The 17603-nt window shown below is 48.1% G+C and carries 11 protein-coding genes, 1 tRNA gene and 1 riboswitch; of the genes, 10 read left to right on the top strand and 2 right to left on the bottom strand.

Annotated elements, in window-relative coordinates; translation table 11 throughout:
* Nucleotides 1-87 precede the first annotated feature (87 nt).
* Nucleotides 88-210: riboswitch (molybdenum cofactor riboswitch) on the top strand.
* A gap of 209 nt (nucleotides 211-419) precedes the next feature.
* The 4 genes from LG211_RS15930 to LG211_RS15915 all read left to right on the top strand — a co-directional run bounded on the left by LG211_RS15930 (nucleotide 420) and on the right by LG211_RS15915 (nucleotide 6300).
* Nucleotides 420-3359, top strand: a complete 2940-nt coding sequence (locus tag LG211_RS15930; protein WP_148396799.1) for a molybdopterin-dependent oxidoreductase — start codon at nucleotides 420-422, stop codon at nucleotides 3357-3359.
* Between the two features lie 181 nt (nucleotides 3360-3540).
* A complete protein-coding gene (locus tag LG211_RS15925) occupies nucleotides 3541-5889 on the top strand; it encodes a pyridine nucleotide-disulfide oxidoreductase/dicluster-binding protein (RefSeq protein ID WP_269477984.1) in 2349 nt (782 codons plus the stop codon).
* On the top strand, nucleotides 5861-6055 hold the full coding sequence (locus LG211_RS15920) for a DVU_1557 family redox protein (protein WP_148396797.1): 195 nt from the start codon (nucleotides 5861-5863) through the stop codon (nucleotides 6053-6055). Before LG211_RS15925 ends, LG211_RS15920 begins: the two co-directional genes overlap by 29 nt.
* Nucleotides 6055-6300 carry a DUF2321 domain-containing protein gene (locus tag LG211_RS15915; protein WP_269477983.1) on the top strand — a complete coding sequence of 82 codons (246 nt, stop codon included), beginning with the start codon at nucleotides 6055-6057 and terminating at the stop codon, nucleotides 6298-6300. Before LG211_RS15920 ends, LG211_RS15915 begins: the two co-directional genes overlap by 1 nt.
* A 143-nt stretch (nucleotides 6301-6443) precedes the next feature.
* On the opposite strand, the gene LG211_RS15910 is transcribed toward LG211_RS15915, so the two are convergent.
* A tRNA-Ala gene (locus LG211_RS15910) sits at nucleotides 6444-6519 on the bottom strand.
* Between the two features lie 849 nt (nucleotides 6520-7368).
* Here LG211_RS15910 and LG211_RS15905 point away from each other — a divergent pair.
* Nucleotides 7369-8037: a cyclase family protein gene (locus tag LG211_RS15905; RefSeq protein WP_269477982.1), complete on the top strand. Its 669-nt coding sequence runs from the start codon at nucleotides 7369-7371 to the stop codon at nucleotides 8035-8037.
* 438 nt (nucleotides 8038-8475) lie between these two features.
* On the opposite strand, the gene LG211_RS15900 is transcribed toward LG211_RS15905, so the two are convergent.
* Nucleotides 8476-10038: a C45 family autoproteolytic acyltransferase/hydolase gene (locus LG211_RS15900; protein WP_269477981.1), complete on the bottom strand. Its 1563-nt coding sequence runs from the start codon at nucleotides 10036-10038 to the stop codon at nucleotides 8476-8478.
* A 314-nt stretch (nucleotides 10039-10352) separates the two neighbouring features.
* Between LG211_RS15900 and LG211_RS15895 the strand changes: the two genes are divergently transcribed.
* The 5 genes from LG211_RS15895 (at nucleotide 10353) to LG211_RS15875 (ending at nucleotide 17600) form a co-directional block, all read left to right on the top strand.
* A complete protein-coding gene (locus tag LG211_RS15895; protein WP_269477980.1) occupies nucleotides 10353-11660 on the top strand; it encodes an MFS transporter in 1308 nt (435 codons plus the stop codon).
* An 18-nt stretch (nucleotides 11661-11678) separates the two neighbouring features.
* Entirely contained in the window at nucleotides 11679-13175 is a 1497-nt protein-coding gene (locus LG211_RS15890) for a carboxylesterase/lipase family protein (RefSeq protein WP_269477979.1), read from the top strand.
* Between the two features lie 28 nt (nucleotides 13176-13203).
* A complete protein-coding gene (locus LG211_RS15885) occupies nucleotides 13204-14340 on the top strand; it encodes a CapA family protein (RefSeq protein ID WP_269477978.1) in 1137 nt (378 codons plus the stop codon).
* A gap of 3 nt (nucleotides 14341-14343) precedes the next feature.
* A complete protein-coding gene (locus tag LG211_RS15880; protein ID WP_269477977.1) occupies nucleotides 14344-15675 on the top strand; it encodes an MATE family efflux transporter in 1332 nt (443 codons plus the stop codon).
* A 368-nt stretch (nucleotides 15676-16043) separates the two neighbouring features.
* Entirely contained in the window at nucleotides 16044-17600 is a 1557-nt protein-coding gene (locus tag LG211_RS15875; protein ID WP_269477976.1) for an acyl CoA:acetate/3-ketoacid CoA transferase, read from the top strand.
* The last annotated feature ends 3 nt before the right edge of the window (nucleotides 17601-17603 follow it).

The following is a 17603-nucleotide window of genomic DNA, read 5'->3' as shown; positions in this document are numbered from 1 at the left end:
CAGTAAAATCGCAAAATAGTACAAAAATAATGGTTTCTCCTGTTGACATACAGGAGAACAAACTGATAAAATGTTGTCAATGTAACAGATAAGATAGAGATCCGAGTCCCGAATTCCTTCGCTGCGGAACGCATGGAATCGGGACCAATGGGTTCACTGCGGAAACGCGTGGGCCTCCCGTGTTTGGAAAGGATGGATGATCTGGCAGCCAGGCCGAAACCGTCAGCTTTGCGGCAGTCGTTTATATGCAGCAGCCGAGCTGATTGGAATGTAGGGTTTCTTTAGCTGCGCAGTACATATGTTTTGAGGAGCAGATCGCAACCTAGACCTTTCCGCACAAATGAGCGGAGGGTCTTTATTTTTTCAGATTGTTACCAAGTTAAAACAAGTTTTATTGGAAAAATCGGAGGCAAGCTATTATGAATTTGAAGAAAATGACCCTGAACATCAACGGCGCGGACCGTATGTTCATCTGCGATCCCGAAAAGGACACGCTGGCATCCGTACTGCGTCGTCTGGGCCTGACTGGAACGAAAGTAGGCTGCGGTACCGGCGTATGCGGAGCATGCTCTGTTATTCTGGACGGAAAAGTAATCCGTTCCTGTACCAGAAAGATCAAGAATGTTAAAGAATACAGTTCCGTTATGACGATCGAAGGAATCGGAACAGTACTGAACCCGCATCCGCTCCAGTATGCATGGGTACATCTCGGAGCCGTACAGTGCGGATTCTGCGTACCTGGATTTATTGTATCTGCTTATCAGCTGCTACTGGACAATCCAAACCCGACAAGAGAAGATGTTCGTGATTGGTTCCAGAAACATAGAAATGTCTGCAGATGCACTGGTTACAAGCAGATTGTGGACGCTGTTATGGAAGCGGCTGCGATTATGCGCGGAGAAAAGACATTTGACGATATTACTTATGACTGGTCAAAGGATGTAGGCGATTTCTACGGCAAACCGCTCATCAGACCCAATGCCATGCCTAAGGCCTGCGGTGTATGCGACTACGGTGATGATGTAGAACTGCACATGCCGGAAGAAACACTCAAGGTTGAACTGGTTCAGCCAAGAAAGTACAGCCACGCGAAGATTATCAACATCGATTGCAGCGAAGCGGAAAAAATGCCTGGCGTAGTAAAGATTGTTACTGCTGAAGATGTAAAAGGTGCAAACAGACTGATGACCTATGCTTTCTCAGAAAGAACGGTTGAAATGCAGCAGGCGCATCACGTTTTGGCTGAAGATGAAATCCTTTATTATGGTGATGTTGTTGCGCTGGTATGCGCAGACACAAGAGCGCATGCAAAAGCCGCGGCAGACGCAGTAAAGGTTGAACTTGAGCCGCTGCCTGAATATATGAATTATCTGGAAGCTGTTACTCCGGACGCTGAGAAAATCCATGACTGGATGCCGGATACATACGGTAAAAACATTTACTCCGAGCTTCCTGTACTCAAGGGCGATCATGAGAAGGTTCCGGAAATCATCGGCGATGCTGCATACTCGGTAGAGGGTTCCTTCTATTCATCCAGAGAGCCGCATATGTCCATCGAAGGTGATGTTATGCAGGCATACTATGATGAAGATGACAACCTTTGCATCCACTGCAAGACGATGACCTTATACTTTGACAGAGATGAAATCGCAGAAGCGATCGGAGTTCCGGTTGAAAAACTGAGAGTTATCGAAAATCCGACCGGAGGATCTTTCGGATGGGCTATGAGTGCTCACACTTATTCCATGGTCGGCATGGCTGCCAAGGTTACCGGCATGCCTTGCTCACTGTCGATGGATTACGGTCAGTTCATGGCAGTATCCGGCAAACGTTCTCCGGCTTACTTCAACGCCAAGCTTGCCTGCGATAAGGACGGCATGTTCGTTGCCGGCGAATTTGACGCAGGACTGGACCATGGTCCGTTCTTAGAACTGGGTGACGACAAACTGACTAAGATTTCAAGATTTATGTTCTACCCGTATTACATGCCCAATGTGGTAGGTCTCTCAAGAGTAGCTGCTACAAACCACTCCTTCGGTACTGCATATAGAGGATACGGTGCTCCGCAGGCATTTACATGCTCCGAAGCGCTGGTGGACATGCTGGCTGAAAAAGCGGGAATCGATCCGTTTGAAATCAGATATAAGAATATCGCAAGACCGGGACAGGACAATCTGAACCAGTATCCGTTCCTCCATTATCCAATGGAAGAAATGATGGATAAATTAAAACCGATGTATGAGGAAGCTGTTGCAAAGGCGAAAGCTGAATCAACAGACGAAATCAAGAAGGGTGTCGGTATCGCCTGGGGCGGATATAACGTAGGCCTGGGTGCGGTTGACGAAGCCCATGTTGCCATCGAGCTGATGCCTGGAGACAGACCGAAGTTCAGAAAATACGATACATGGCAGGATCAGGGACAGGGCGGCGACCAGGGTTCCCTCATTTGTACGCTGGAAGCTCTCAAGCCTTACTTCCCGGACGTTACACCGGATGACATCAAGCTGATCCAGACAGACAGCAAATACTGTCCGAACACCGGTGAGTCTGCAGGTTCCAGATCCCATTATGCCAACGGTAAAGCAAGTATCGTAGCTGCTAAGAATATCGCAGATGCAATGAGAAAGCCCGACGGTACTTACAGAACTTATGACGAAATGGTTGCAGAAGGAATTCCGACAAGATACGACGGAGACTGGGCTACAGCTGACGAATACGATTGCTTCTACGACCTTGACCCGAACGATGGAAGCGGTAACCCGACTTACACATATACATATGCGCTGTTCCTGGCAGAGGTTGATGTAGAAACCGCGACAGGAAAGACAACATGTACAGGTATGACCTGCATTTACTGGATCGGTAAACCTGGTAACATACAGGCTGTTGAAGGTCAGGTTAACGGTGGTATTTCCCACGCCATTGGATTCGCTCTCAGCGAAAACTACGATGACCTTAAGAAACATGCCAACATGCTTGGCGCGGGTGTGCCTTACATCAAGGATGTTCCGGATAAGCTTGTATCGGTTGATGTGGGCGGTACTGACCCAAGAGGTCCTTTCGGTTCATCCGGAGCCTCCGAAGCATTCCAGTCATCCGATCACATGGCTGTAATCAATGCCATTAATAATGCGGTAGGCGTAAGAGTGCATGAGCTCCCGGCAACACCGGACAAGATCAAAGCCGGAATGGAGGCTCTTGCTAAGGGAGAACCAAACCCCAACGCACCTGAGCCATACTTCCTGGGATCGGATCTTTACGATGCCATCGAGGAAATCAAAAATAATCCGCTTACTCCTTCAAAACCTGAAAACCTGGAATTCGGTTCACTTGGTAAGGAAGGCGTTCAGTGGAAATAAGGCTACGGTAATCTGAAAACCAAATATTCAACTGCGGAGCGTGCGTGATTTGCACGCTCCGTTCTATAATTTGTCAAAATCTGAGAAGGCGGGCCGCAGGCAGAGTTTTATGGTATAATGTTTTTGCTCAGAGGCTTGGCTAAGATAAGATCGGGCCTATATAAGCTTTAAGGAGAAAAAAATGCAAAATTATTATAAACAATTTGAGACATGCAGAGAGCGGGATATTCCCGCGTGTGCCGATGCATGTCCGTTCAAACTGGATATTCTTACCGTCCAGGATAAAATTGCAACGGGGCGTTTTAATGCAGCCTATAAATCAATTCGGGATCAAGTCGTTTTCCCGGGTATTGTATCAGAAATCTGCCCTGCGTATTGTGAAAATGTATGTATACGCAAGAGCATAGACGCACCGGTGCAGGTAAGACTTATGGAGAAATCGGTGGTTGCAAGCGCAACGCGTAAAACATCGAATAAATATAATCTTCCGGCGAAGAAAAAAAGTGTCGCAGTCATCGGCGCCGGGCTTTCCGGTATGGGCTTTGCTTTCCGCATGGCTTCCAAAAAATATCCGGTAACCGTTTTTGAAAAAGAAGACAGGATTGGCGGACACCTCAAAGAACTGATGGAGGAATCCGTATACATGGCCGAGTTTGATCTGCAATTTGCAAATGAAAACTATGAACTCAGGCTCAATACCCAAATCGATGATATCCATAAACTTTGTAAAAACGGCGGCTCGGAATCCCCGGATGCTTCAGGCGGCGGAGAGACCTTTGATGTTATTTATGTGGCAACGGGAAAAGGAGGAAATACTTTTGGCCTGCCGATGCCGAACCAAAAGACAGAAACCGGCGGCCCCGGCGGTTATATGACGGTGGGCGATACGGCTGTGTTTATCGGCGGCGAGGTATGCGGCAAAGATCTGATGCATGCCCTGGCGGACGGGATCAATATCGCTTCATCCGCAGAAGGGTTTTTGAAAGCAAAAAAACTGGATTATCCAAAGCAGGCCCAACCGACAGGCTGTGTGCCTGATCAAGACAAGCTGACCGATACTCCGGCGGTGATTCCAAAGGATGGAAAGATCCTGGATCAGGAGGAATGTATCGCAGAAGCCAAGCGCTGCATACGCTGCCAATGCGACGCCTGCACCGCTCAGTGCGACCTTGTGGCATACTTTGATAAAATGCCGGTTAAAATGAGAGATGAGATTTTTCTCTCCTGCAAACCCGCAGGCTCTCTTGTTCATAAATCCCCGGCGCGAAAATACGTGGCCGCCTGTACCAGGTGCGATCTGATGACAGAAGGCTGTCCCGAGCATATAGACCTGTGCGGCATGGTGAAATACGCAAGACATAAAATGCATGATGCTGATAAAGTGCCGGCAGCGTACAGGCAGTATTTCATACGCGATATGGCTTTTGCAAACGGAGAGTACGCGGCGCTTAAAAAAACCATGGGCACGGAAGGCAACTATGCCTTTTTCCCAGGATGTAATCTGGGCGCATTGGAGCCGGAATATGTTTTAAGACCGTATAAATGGCTGCTTTCCAAACAGCCGGATACTTCTATTCTGCTGAGGTGCTGCAGCGTGCCGGCGGACTGGGATGGAAACAGCCGGCAGCATGGGGAAGAAATTGAAGCCCTCAGACGCGACTGGATGGATCTGGGAAAACCTACGTTAATCATGGCCTGTATGTCCTGTCAAAAGCATATCCGGCAATATCTTCCGGAGATCGAGACGGTGTCTTTGTATGAAATACTGGAGCAGTGGGGATTTGAACCTGATGAAGCCGCGAAAGAGGACAAGGGGACTTCCTATGCTATTTTTGACCCGTGTTCTGCCCGCAATGAAGAGAACGTACAATCGGCAGTGCGAACGCTTATTTCCGCTTCCGGCATCAGCGCCGGTGAACTGCCCAAGGGCGACCAGCACGGCTGCTGCGGGTTTGGCGGTATGGGAAGCGTTGCCGCGCCTGAATTCGCAGAATACGTTGCCCGCCAGAGGATGGAACTCAGTGAGGCCCCTTATATTGTGTATTGTTCAAATTGTAAAGATATTTTCTGCGACAGGGGAAAAAAGACCGTCCATATACTGGATATCCTCTTTGGTATTGACCCTGACGGAGTAAGATCACAGCCTGACCTGACCCGCAGGAGAATGAACCGTGTCGCCTTAAAAAAGCGATTACTCGAAGAGATCTGGAAAGAAGAACCGAAAATGGAATCATATGAAAATGAATACCCCCTCATCATGGAGGATGAAGTCCGGGAAAAGGTAAACAAACAAAAAATCCTTGAAGAGGATATATGTGCGGTCATTGACAACGCCGAAACGACAGGCAGAAGAACCTTTGACCCGAATACAGGGCATTACAAAGCATATAAGGAGATCGGGCATATCACATGCTGGGTGGAATACACGCCTTTGGAACAGGGCTATGAAGTCCACAACCTGTATACCCATAGAATGAAAATAGAATTGGAGGCTGTCTGGAATGGAAGAAAAACAGAGACTGATTTGTGATAAATGTAAAGTAGAGCTTGCGGAACTGGAAGTACAGTTTTCGTATCTGGGAAAAAGCTTTCGTCATAAAGTCAGCAGGTGTCCCCAGTGCGGGCAGGTATGCCTTCCCGAAGAACTGGTCAGCGGAAGAATGAGCGAAGTGGAATCCATGATGGAGGATAAGTAATGAGTAATTTCTATGCGAGAATATGCGAAAGCGGCCACGTGAATATCACGTATCGAAGAGCCAAAGAAGATGAGCGTTGTCAGGAATGCGGCGCGCCTCTGATCGACTCCTGCCCCCAGTGCGGCAATCTGATCAAGCAATGGCACTATTATGGCATGGTGTATCTGACCCCGAAAAACCTAAAATTTGAACGGCCGGATTCCTGCGCCAAATGCGGGCAGGTATTCCCCTGGGCCGATAAATAGAGCGATATGATCAGGAGGTTGTCCGAAAACTCTTTCGGATAAATAGTGTCCTGGCCTGCCAGGGGGCTGTATGAGGCAAATCGATTTTCCTGCAGCAGGTTCATAAAAAAAAGAATGTTCGTTTTTGAACATTCTTTTTTTCTTGGTGGAGAATACGGGGCTCGAACCCGTGACCTCTTGACTGCCAGTCAAACGCGCTCCCAGCTGCGCTAATCCCCCAAACTGTCAAGAATTATTTTACTATGGAGGGTTTTGAAAGTCAATAGAAAAGTGTCAAATTGAATAGAAAAAACGGTTGGCTTTAAAGCAAAAAGGCACCGCTGCGGGCGCCTTATCTGCTGTTAATATTAAAAAAAGGATGGACCTTCATCAAATCCTTCTTACGGTTTTTATTATAGCACGGGGACTTGTCTATGGATAGCGGTAATATCTGGGTGAGGGGAGCGGTACCTCTTTCGACCCATTTTGTAAACTATTGGAAATAAGAAGCATTTTCATACGCGTTGAGTTTGTCAAGGCTGTTTCAGAGCGGGCCCTTCGGGCCCGGGCTAATAAAGGGTGAAAAGCAAAATAATCGCTCGAGCTTGTTTTGGTCTAGGTTTGCGATGAATTTTCATCGTGGGAAAAGAAAAATAGCTAGAAAAGCGATAATTTCCTGCTGTTTTTAGGCAGATTGGCAGCGAAAAAGGCCTAAAATTATCGTGGAGAAGGCTGCTGGCCGCAGATCACGATGATTTGCTGCCAGCCTCGACTCCTGGCCCCATCCCCCCGGCCCTCCGAGAACGTGACGCTCAAGGATTCAGGGCTGATGACGATCATTATTACTGAGACAGTTTTATAAAGATAATAGAAGGAGGCCCTTCAGTCAACAATGGAAGCATAACCGAGGGAGAAGCTGCAGAACTGGAAAGAAAATATAAAGAATATTGGAAATAGTTCTACGGTATAGAACTTCATGACCATAGACCTACACCATAAAAGGCAAATTCCGGCATAAAATCAAACTCCAGGCCAATTTAAATTATTTTTTCCGTAAGGTATAATATAGCTCAGAGAAGGAGGATGACTATGATCACTTACGATTTAAGCTGCACGCTGAAAGAAGATTTATGGTATTATGGAGAACCATATGTGCCATATGAGATGGAACGGGTAGGAACGGTAGAAGCAAACGGCTATATCACCCATAAACAGGTAATGACATCTCACACAGGTACCCATCTGGAATGCGCCAAACACTGGTGGGACGACTATGATGGCGTAGAGAAACTTTCGCTGGACAAGATTGCCGGAAAAGCTCGTGTTTTAAGATTTGCTTGCGAGGAACAGCCTTTCTACGGAATCGATGTGGATATGCTGAAAGAAGCCGGTGCGGACAAACTGGAAAAGGACGATATCTGCATCATCGCTACTGGCTGGGACAAGCGCATAGCAAAAGAAAATTACACTTGGGAAAGTCCGTTTATCACAGTAGAAGCTGCCAAATATCTGACCGATAAAGGGATCAAAGCTTTTGCGATCGATGCTCCCATGTTCGGCGATCCAAGAGACGGCATGGACTATGTACCTGCTGACTTGGAATTACCAGATTACGTATTCTCCAGAAAGGGAATTCCTTGTATTTTAGGACTTGTGGATGTGGATAAAATTCCTGATGAGGTGTTCTTTATCGCTGCTCCGCTCAAAATGGAAGGAGCCGACGGATCGCCAGTAAGGGCTTTTGCCATTGAATTATAATTGAATCAACTGGACAACACAGACGAAGAAACGGGGCTGACCGCATTGACAATGCGATCAGCCCCGTTTTCACACAAACTTTGCCAAGCGTCGAAACGGGAAGGCGCCGTAAAAAAATTCACCTTCAAGGAATGTTGACTCAATCGGGAAAATTCTGTTGAAAGTTTGCATTTTTTTCGCAAAATTGTGGGCTTGCGGGACCTGATCTTGAGAAGAAGCAGGTTTTGGTGCCTCTGGCTGATATTGAGAGGGCGCAATCGTTGAAAGCTGCGTAAAAACTTAAATTTGTTTTAAGTTTTTTCCCAAGAGCCAATACCCTATGAAATTCAAGAATAAGCATGCGCTGCCGGGAGCACTCCTGCAAACAGGGCTGCTGCTTGAAAACGATTTGTTTCAGCAGGCAGGCCTGGGAGTTTCTATTGGCCGATAAAAGCCGGACTAGATCAGTTCTTCCCAACTTTCTAGATAAAAGGATTCCCGGACAATTCTCTGGGGATCATCCATGGCCTGCTGCGCCATGCACTGACAATAGCTGTAGCGGGTAGCCGCCATTCCATAGAGACGGAGTCTTTCATTTCGGTCCAGGGAACAGTCCGCCAGATTCATATAATTGTGTCCTGCATACAGCGCTGACTTGGCTTTGTTGAGCCGCTCGATTTTGTCCTGGTCGGGCATGGTTTGACCTGTCAGGTCTTTGCCAGCCAGAAACAACTGCACCTGAGCGTGCATCTTGGAATTTTCCAGAACCTCTTTTGGGGAACCCTTCAGTACCAGTCTCGATGCGGTGCCGGCAGCATAAGGCCGCTCCGAAGCCAGGGTATTGCCGCAGCCAGCGATGATATAAAGGGTGCGTTTTTTCAAATCAATCAACCCTCTATTGACACATTTGCAGGTTACGGACACATTCTCCGGCGACCATTCGCCTCTGGATACACCAGCGGTGGGTTCCATGGACCAAATTTCATCCTCCCACCTGCCATCGACGAAGGTGCGGGTGCTTCCCAGGGCCTGGTTAATCGTATCCAGTGTGACCTTCCCATAGTTCTCCTTGATTACCTGCTCTTCCGTGTCATAACGGTACTGGCAGTCGATCCATTCCTGATCACCTGAATAGAGCGAAGGCTTCATTTCCGGCGCAAGAAAATGATTGGTAGCGATCAGATAATCCTGCTCCCCGTAATCGCCGGACTTTCTCATGATATCCATTCTGGCCGTATGCTCCAATATGAAAGCATCTAAAGTCTGGTCCACGATCTGAACGTTGTTTCCAATATTGCAGGCAATGTTTGCGTTCAGTAATGCATCCCGGGCCTCAGCAGCGGTGGCGCACTTTGCAGAAATATAGAGAAAACCCACCATATATTGAAAACCGATATCCTTGTGATCTTTCGGCAGTTTATGCTGGGATCCGGAAGAAAGGACCATGACTCCGGCGTCGTTGATCATGGCATTGGTGGCAATGCCGCTGGCGCTGATAAAAGCGTGGCCATTGTCCGGATAAGCGATTACAGCGGGCTCGTAAACTCTTAGATTTCCCTCATAATCCCAGTTGGCGCCGCCGTAGATTCCACCGTCAGCCGTTGCCTTGCCCCAGGCGGAAACGTGGCTGCAGCTGTGCTCCGAGAGCGGCGTATAGATGGTATGGGTAGCCGCTACATCAAGAAATCCCAGCTTTGCGCCGTCTGCCATACCGTGGAGCAGTTTCACGAACTCGGGAAAAAATTGTTGGTAATGAGCGATATATTCCTTCATATCATCATACAGCTTATCATAAGTTTCGGCCTTGCTTCGATCCAGCTGAAGGAAAAAGGCAACCCTCCGATGGAGCGAATCTCTGGCCTGCTGGCCGTACTGAAGGCCCATTTCATACCAGGACCCCTGCAGAACCGCCACCTCTTTTGTGGGGAAAGGGGGCTGGTCCGGATCAAAGTCAAAGTAATCGAAAATGGAAGAACCTTCTTTTTTCAGGATGTCGCCTAAATTGGGGAATGGTCGATACATACTTAATACCTCCTTCTAAGTACGTCGGGGTTATGAAAATATCAGTGGAATCAATCTTTCCTGTATTATAAAAAGAGTATAGCGCGGCGAACCGGCCATGCAGGAAGTATTTTAGGAAATACACCATTTCCTGTGCAAAACATCTATTTTTGGCTGTGAGAAATGGGTAATCTTCACATAAAACTCAGATGGAATATTTAAAAAATTGAAACAATAATGAAAACCTCCTATAGTGAAACCACTAAGATGTTTCGAAATATCAAGTTGTTATCGTCTCACTAACCTCAATGAGGAAAAAGGAGGTTCTACAGAAAATGCGTTTACAAATGAGCACGAAAAATCTCGATAAAACAAGATGGATCGCGTTGGCGGCAGGGATCGTTTTGATGTCGACCCTTTCCTATGCCAGTACCTGGAGTCTGATGGTCAATCCCATGATTGAAACCAGAGGCGCAACAGATAAAAGCATGGCGATGATCTTTACTTTGGCCACTGCATCGGGCATGCTATTCTCGCTGATTGGAGGTAACCTGCTGGATAAAATCGGCAGCACCAAGGTGATTATTTCGGCTATCTTTTCGCTGGCGGTCTGTCAGTTTATCTGTGCATGGACGACGACGGTTCTGCCCTTTGGTATTGCAGACGTGATCTTCCTTACATGGCAGGGTTCCGTGGTCTATATTGCTGTTTACGCAAATATGGCGAAGCTGTTTCCTGACAAAAAAGGAACGGCCATCGCTATTTCCGGCATGGGCATCACCGGCGGATCGATGATTTTTGTCCCCTTTACCCAATATTTGATCGACACCCTGGGCTTTGGAAACCAGTTTCTGGTAACCGGAATCCTGTTTACCATCATGGGTCTGGCGGCGCTGTTCTTCTTCCCCAAACCAGAAGAAGGCTACGTTCCCAAGGGATATGAACCCGTATTCGATGCCGGTGAAGATGAGGGCGATCAAGATGAGACGCTCAACAGCGGGTTTGTTCAGAAAGACTGGAAGATGATGATCAAGGACCCGGCGTTTTATATTGCCTTTGCCATGCCGCTGCTGGTTAATGTGGCCGGACAGATTTTAAATTACCAGCTTGCCTGGATGGCCCAGGATATCGTGCAGGTGAGCGCCGGCAAAGCGGCCTGGATGCTGAGCGGCGTGTTTCTGATGGGAACCCTGGGCAAGCTCTTTTGGGGCACAGTTGCCGATAAGGTGGGACGCCTGAACATCCTCATTGTTCTGGCGGCGCTTAGCTGCTTGTCCATGGTGGGACTGATGTTTATCGGAGCCGGGCAAGTGGTTCTTTTCACCGTTCTGATCTTCTTAGGGTCCTTTGCTTCAGGTGGAAATTCTTCCACTTATCCGGCCCTGATCGCTGATTTGTTTGGTTCCAAATACTATGGGTTCAATTTCTCCATTTGCTATCAGGCGATTATGCTGGCCTCCATGGTTGCTCCCTGGATTGCTGTTCTTGGACGATCCGGCGACAACGAAGGAAATTACGCCATTACCTTTGGCCTTACTGCAGCTTTATGTTTCATAGGATTTATTCTGGCGATCGTTTTAAGAAAGATGAAAAAGGACAATATCGAAGTGGTGAAGAAGATAAAAAAAGAAGAAGCTGTGTAATACAATTTGGAGGAAAAAATGCGCAAACATACAATTGCCAAAGCAAAGACCGGTCAGTACCGAGGGTTTATCGATCAAAACGACATCATTAATTTTCTGGGGATTCCTTATGCGAAAACACCGCAGAGATGGAAACGAGCCGAGCCTTTAAAGACTTCTGATGAAAGAATCGATGCATTTGAATTCGGCCCGATCTGCTATCAACCCATTCTTCCGGAAGAACACGAGGAAGGCACCCCAATGAGCGAGGACTGTCTCACTTTGAACATCTGGACCGATGATATCGATAAAAAAGGAAAGCCGGTTATGCTGTGGATTCATGGCGGCTGCTATTTGACCGGCAGCAATCGAATCCCTTATTACTGCAACGATAAATTCGCTGCCGACTGCCGGGATCTGGTCTTTGTCAATATCAATTACCGACTGGGAAACTTCGGTTCCATGGATTTGACCATCTTCGACCAAAAGGGAGAATATCGGGATGCTCCCAACCTGCAGACCCTGGATCAGATGGCTGCTGTCAAATGGGTTTATGAAAACATCGAGGCCTTTGGAGGTGATCCGGAAAACATTACCGTTTACGGACAATCGGCCGGCTCCTATTCCACGGCAACCCTGCTTCTCATCCCGGAGGTCAATCAGTATATCAGCAAGGCTATCTGCGAAAGCTCCGGATTTGAAAAGACGCAGAAAACCCTGGACGACAGCCGGAATATGGGAGAAGAATTCGCACGTCTTGCGGGAGCCGAAACCCTGGAAGATTTGCTGCGGCTTCCGGCGGAAAAAGTACTGGAATATTCTCTGGAGATTTTTGAAAATCCCTGCTTCCCCAGGGCCTTTGCTTCTGTGCGGGATGGAAATCTGATTCCAGAGAAGCCTTATCAAGCTTTGCAAAATGGTATTGCCCGACAAGTTACCCTCATGTCGGGAACCGTATCGGGAGAGTACGATACTGCAGCTTTTGGTCTGCCTGATGAGGCGGTGAAACAGAGGATCCTCGATCTGTTCGGCGACCGCATTGATGAAACGCTCATCAATCAATTCGTAGATAACGATAAAGAGCGGCCGCTGAGGGAGGCTTATCTGGACTGCAGGAACGATATGGCGATCCGAATGCCGGTGCTGTCCACCCTGGAGGCCCAATGCGCATCGGGAGCAGACACCTATATGTACTATATCGACTATATTCCCGAGGGCTCCCGGATCCGGGCGCAGCACCTCTTTGAAATTCCTTTTTTCAACGACAAACTGGAAACCCCCGTTCATATGGATCTGCGCTTTGATGAGCCGGTACAAGGCCATCATCCCGACCGTAAGCTGGTAAATGAGATTCAGGGATGCTGGGCCAATTTCGCAAGATCGGGCAACCCCGGCGGCGAGCATATTGCCATGGACTGGCCGCCCTATACGGTGGATCGGAAAACAACGATGATGCTAACCAACAGCGGCTGGCATTTGAAGGATTTCCCAAGAAAGAAGGATACAGAATTACTGCAGCATTTTATGTTTGAATAAGAAATGAAAGAAAGGACAAAATTTACAGATGAAACCATTGACAATGCTGGCCGGAGGTGACATTATTTTAGGAGAAGATTCCGCAGCGTATTTTTCCGGTGTGGCAGAAGCATTAAAGAACGCCGATATTCGGTTAGGTCAGCTGGAAGTCATGTATGGAAACGACATTGCCGCCTATGGCGACCTTCATCGGGAGTTGACCAATCTGGAGCCGCTGAAAGACTTTTTCGATGTACTCACCCTTTCAGGCAATCACATGTTCGACGGGGGAACAGAGAGCATTGCCCAAACTCTTGGATGGCTGGATCAAAATCAAATTCCCCATACAGGGGGCGGAATGAATCAGGAGGAAGCCGAACGCCCGGTTATTATGGTTAAAGAGGGCATTCGCTTTGGTTTTCTTAACTTTAACTGCACGGGGCCGAAGGCTGCCTGGGCAGGACCGGACAAGGCCGGCGGCGCTTATGTGGAAATATTGACCCAATATGATTTGGGCGATGTGGCAAATCCGGGAGGACCGCCGACAAGCATTAAGACCAGCCCGGAGGTAACTTCCTTTTGCAGTATGATCCGACAGATCGAAGCGCTGCGGCTCCGGTGCGATATCCTGACCGTCTATTTTCATAAAGGGCTGGTTCATAAACCGGCTAAGCTGGCGGAATATGAAAAATTAGTATCGTATGCGGCCATTGATGCGGGGGCCGATGTTGTATTTGCTTCTCACGCGCATTTGCTGCGAGGAGTGGAGCTATATAAAGGCAAGGCTATCTATCATGGCCTGAATAACTTCATTGCATGGGTTCCGTCGCTGCGGCCGGATTTTAAGGCCCAAAAGGGTTCCAAAACCGCGGATTTTGATCCTGAAGGCTGGGCGCGCAAACGCATGGAGATGTTCGGATTTGTGCCAGACGGAAACTATCCCACCTATCCATTTCACCCGCAGGCCGTCTATACCATCGCCGCATTATGCCATGTTGAAGAGGGAAAAATCGTCCGAAACGGATTCCTGCCGGCTATCGTAGGCAAAGACGGTATAACCCGTATTGTCAGCCGTAAAGAAGGCGGCCAGGAGGTGCTGGCCTATATGGAGACGATTACCCGGCAGGCGGGCTTAAACGGCGTCTATCAATGGGCGGGGGATGAAATAATCGTAGGAGAAGGCTGATTTATGCAGATAAAATTATCCGATCATTTTACATATGGAAGATTGTTTCGGTTCGTACTGCCGTCTATCATGATGATGGTCTTTATTTCCATCTACGGCGTGGTAGACGGTTTGTTCGTATCCAATTTTGTGGGAAAAACCCAGTTCGCCGCCATCAACCTGATTATGCCGGTACTGATGATTCTTGGCGCCCTCGGATTTATGGTAGGTACTGGGGGCAGCGCTATTGTGGCTAAAACCCTCGGAGAAGGTGAGCATGAGAAAGCCAATCGATATTTTTCGATGCGGGTCTATGTTGTGGTTGGAGGCGGCCTTGCAATTTCTATGTTAGGGTTTGTTTTTATGCCGTCTATCTCCCGATTCCTGGGAGCATCAGGAGACTTGCTGGAAAGCTGTGTTCTGTACGGGAGAATCATGATGGCTTCTTTGACCGGCTTCATGCTGCAAAATGTCTTTCAGGCATTTCTCATTACTGCGGAAAAACCGCGGATGGGCCTGTTGATTACAGTGGCTGCCGGATGTACCAATATCGTACTGGACTTTCTTTTTATTGTTGTGTTTCATTGGGGACTTGCCGGGGCTGCCATAGCTACGGCCATGAGCGAGCTTGTGGCCGGCCTGGTTCCTCTGGGATATTTCCTGCGGGAGAATACCAGTCTCCTCCGATTGGGAAGAACGCGCTTTATGGGAGCGATCCTTTTAAAAACCTGTATCAACGGATCATCGGAATTGATGACCCATATTTCCATGTCCATCGTCACGGTACTCTATAATTTTCAACTGATGCGGCTGGCGGGGGAAAACGGTATTGCGGCCTACGGTGTAATCATGTATGTGCATTTTATCTTTGCCTCCATATATTTGGGATACGGGGTGGGCTGCGCTCCCATCTTCGGATTTCATTACGGTGCGAAGAACAAATGCGAGCTGCAGAATATGTTTAAAAAGAGCTTTCGGATCATAGCGGTTGTTGGACTTCTTCTGGCGATAACGGCTATTTCCTTTGCCGGGCCGCTGGCCAAGCTGTTCGTGGGCTATGACCAGGAGCTTTGGCAAATGACCAGCCATGGACTGCGGGTTTTTTCCATCGCGTTTCTGTTCTCAGGTTTTAATACCTTTGGTTCCGCACTGTTTACTGCATTGAGCAATGGCGTCGTTTCGGCGATTATATCCTTTGTGCGAGTGATGATCTTTGAAGTATCAGCTATTATCTTTCTGCCGATACTGTTCGGTCTCAACGGCATCTGGTGCTCGATCATTGTGGCGGAAGTGCTGGCCCTGGGCGTGACTGGCAGCTTTATTGCCGCCAAAAGGAAACGGTACGGATATCTGTAAAAAGAACTTGTAACTCAGGACATAGCAGGCCAAGCGTGCCAGTGGTGTATCGGCCCGGCACAAAAGTTTTTTGGTTTACCATAATGAAAACGCCTTATTCTTCCAATAACATGTTCCCGATTTTAACCGCTCCGCCGTGAAGGCGGAGTTTTTGCGTATCCTTCTTGTTGTTCAGCGCGCCAGCAATTTGACAGCGGGATTATTCCCAGCAGTAGTCTCAATGCAAAGATGTGTAAATTTTACAATTCGGCCCGTCCAATATATGCAAAGCATACATGTTTTTCCCCAACCCCTGACCAATCCCAAGGTTTATGGTAAGTTAAAGGTACGAATTTTGTTTTGAGGCAGATAGTTGGAAGGAGAAAGTCATGACAAAAGTGATTACAGCCAGAGAAGCCGCGCAGCTGATACCGGACGGGGCGACGATCGGTCTTGCGGGAATGGGATTGTCCGGCTGGGCGGAAGAAATCGCCTGCGCCATTGCAGACCGCTTTCAGGAAACAGGGCATCCCCGAGATTTGAATTTAAAGCAGGGGAGCGCCATGGGAGATTGGAAAGAACGGGGAACAACCAGATTGGGATATGAAGGTCTGGTTACCAAGTGGTCCGCGGCTCACGTAGGTTCTGCCTTTTCCTTGTGCAAACTGGCAGTGGAAAACAAGCTGGAATGTCACTGTCTGCCCCAGGGCGTTATCGTCAATCTTTGGAGAGAAATCGCCGCCGGGAAGCCTGGACTGCTGACCAAGGTCGGACTGGGAACCTTCGTCGACCCCAGGCTGGAAGGGGGAAAAATGAACCAATGTACCAAGACCGAATTGGTAGAGATAAAAGAGCTGGATGGCGAAGAATACCTCTTTTATAAAGGCTTTGATGTGGATGTGGCTTTGCTGCGAGGGTCAATCGCCGATGAACATGGAAATATTTCCTTTGAACGGGAAAGCGTAATAAACGAAGGGTTGTCGGTAGCTACCGCTGCTAAAAATACAGGAGGAATCGTCATCGTTCAGGTAGAATATCTGGCAAAGGCGGGTACCCTTGCGCCAAAGGAGGTCAAGATTCCCGGCGTGCTGGTGGACTATGTGGTTCAGGCCAGTGATCAGAAAGCATGCTGGCAGACAGAAGGCGTTTATTATGAACCGTCTTTTTCCGGGCAAATCAAAAAACCGCTCCGCGCTTTGCCGCCTTTGCCCTTTGATGAACGAAAGGTAATATGCAGAAGATGCGCGATGGAATTGAAGAACGGTGATGTCCTCAATCTGGGTGTGGGAATGCCGGCGGAAATGGGCAAGATTCTCGCAGAAGAGAATCTCTCTGAAGCAGTCGTGATGACAACGGAAAGCGGCATGGTCGGAGGCGTTCCGGCGGCCCTGCCCAATTTCGGCAGCGCTTACAATCCGGAAGCGATTATGGTTCACGGCGATATGTTCGATTTGATCGACGGCGGCGGCCTGGACGTCACGTGCCTGGGAATTGGAGAAGCCGATCGAGAAGGAAATATCAACGTCAGTAAATTTGGCCCGCGCCTGACTGGGCCGGGCGGGTTTATAAACATTACAAAGGCGACGCCCAAAGTGATTTTTTGCGGTACTTTTATGGGAAAAGCCAAATTGAAAACTGGCAATGGAAAAATAACGGTTGTGGAAGAAGGAAGCATTAAAAAATTCAAGGAAAAGGTGGAGCAGGTTACCTTCGCAGGGGCCTATAAAGGCGAGGATCAGCAAGTCTTATACATCACCGAACGATGCGTTTTCAAGCTGATGGACGGCAAGATGACGCTTATGGAAATTGCTCCGGGAATGGATTTGGAAAAGGATATTCTGGCGAACATGGATTTTGTTCCGGCCATTTCCAAGGACTTGAAATCGATGAGTGAAGAGATCTTTCATGAAGAATGGGGAAATTTAAACCAATACTTAGGAGGTTAAAAG

It is taken from the genome of Hominibacterium faecale (genome assembly GCF_020734085.1).
Classification (GTDB): Bacteria; Bacillota; Clostridia; order Peptostreptococcales; family Anaerovoracaceae; genus Hominibacterium; species Hominibacterium faecale.
Note: the sequence above shows the minus strand (reverse complement) of the source record. Positions and strands in the feature narration are given on the sequence as shown.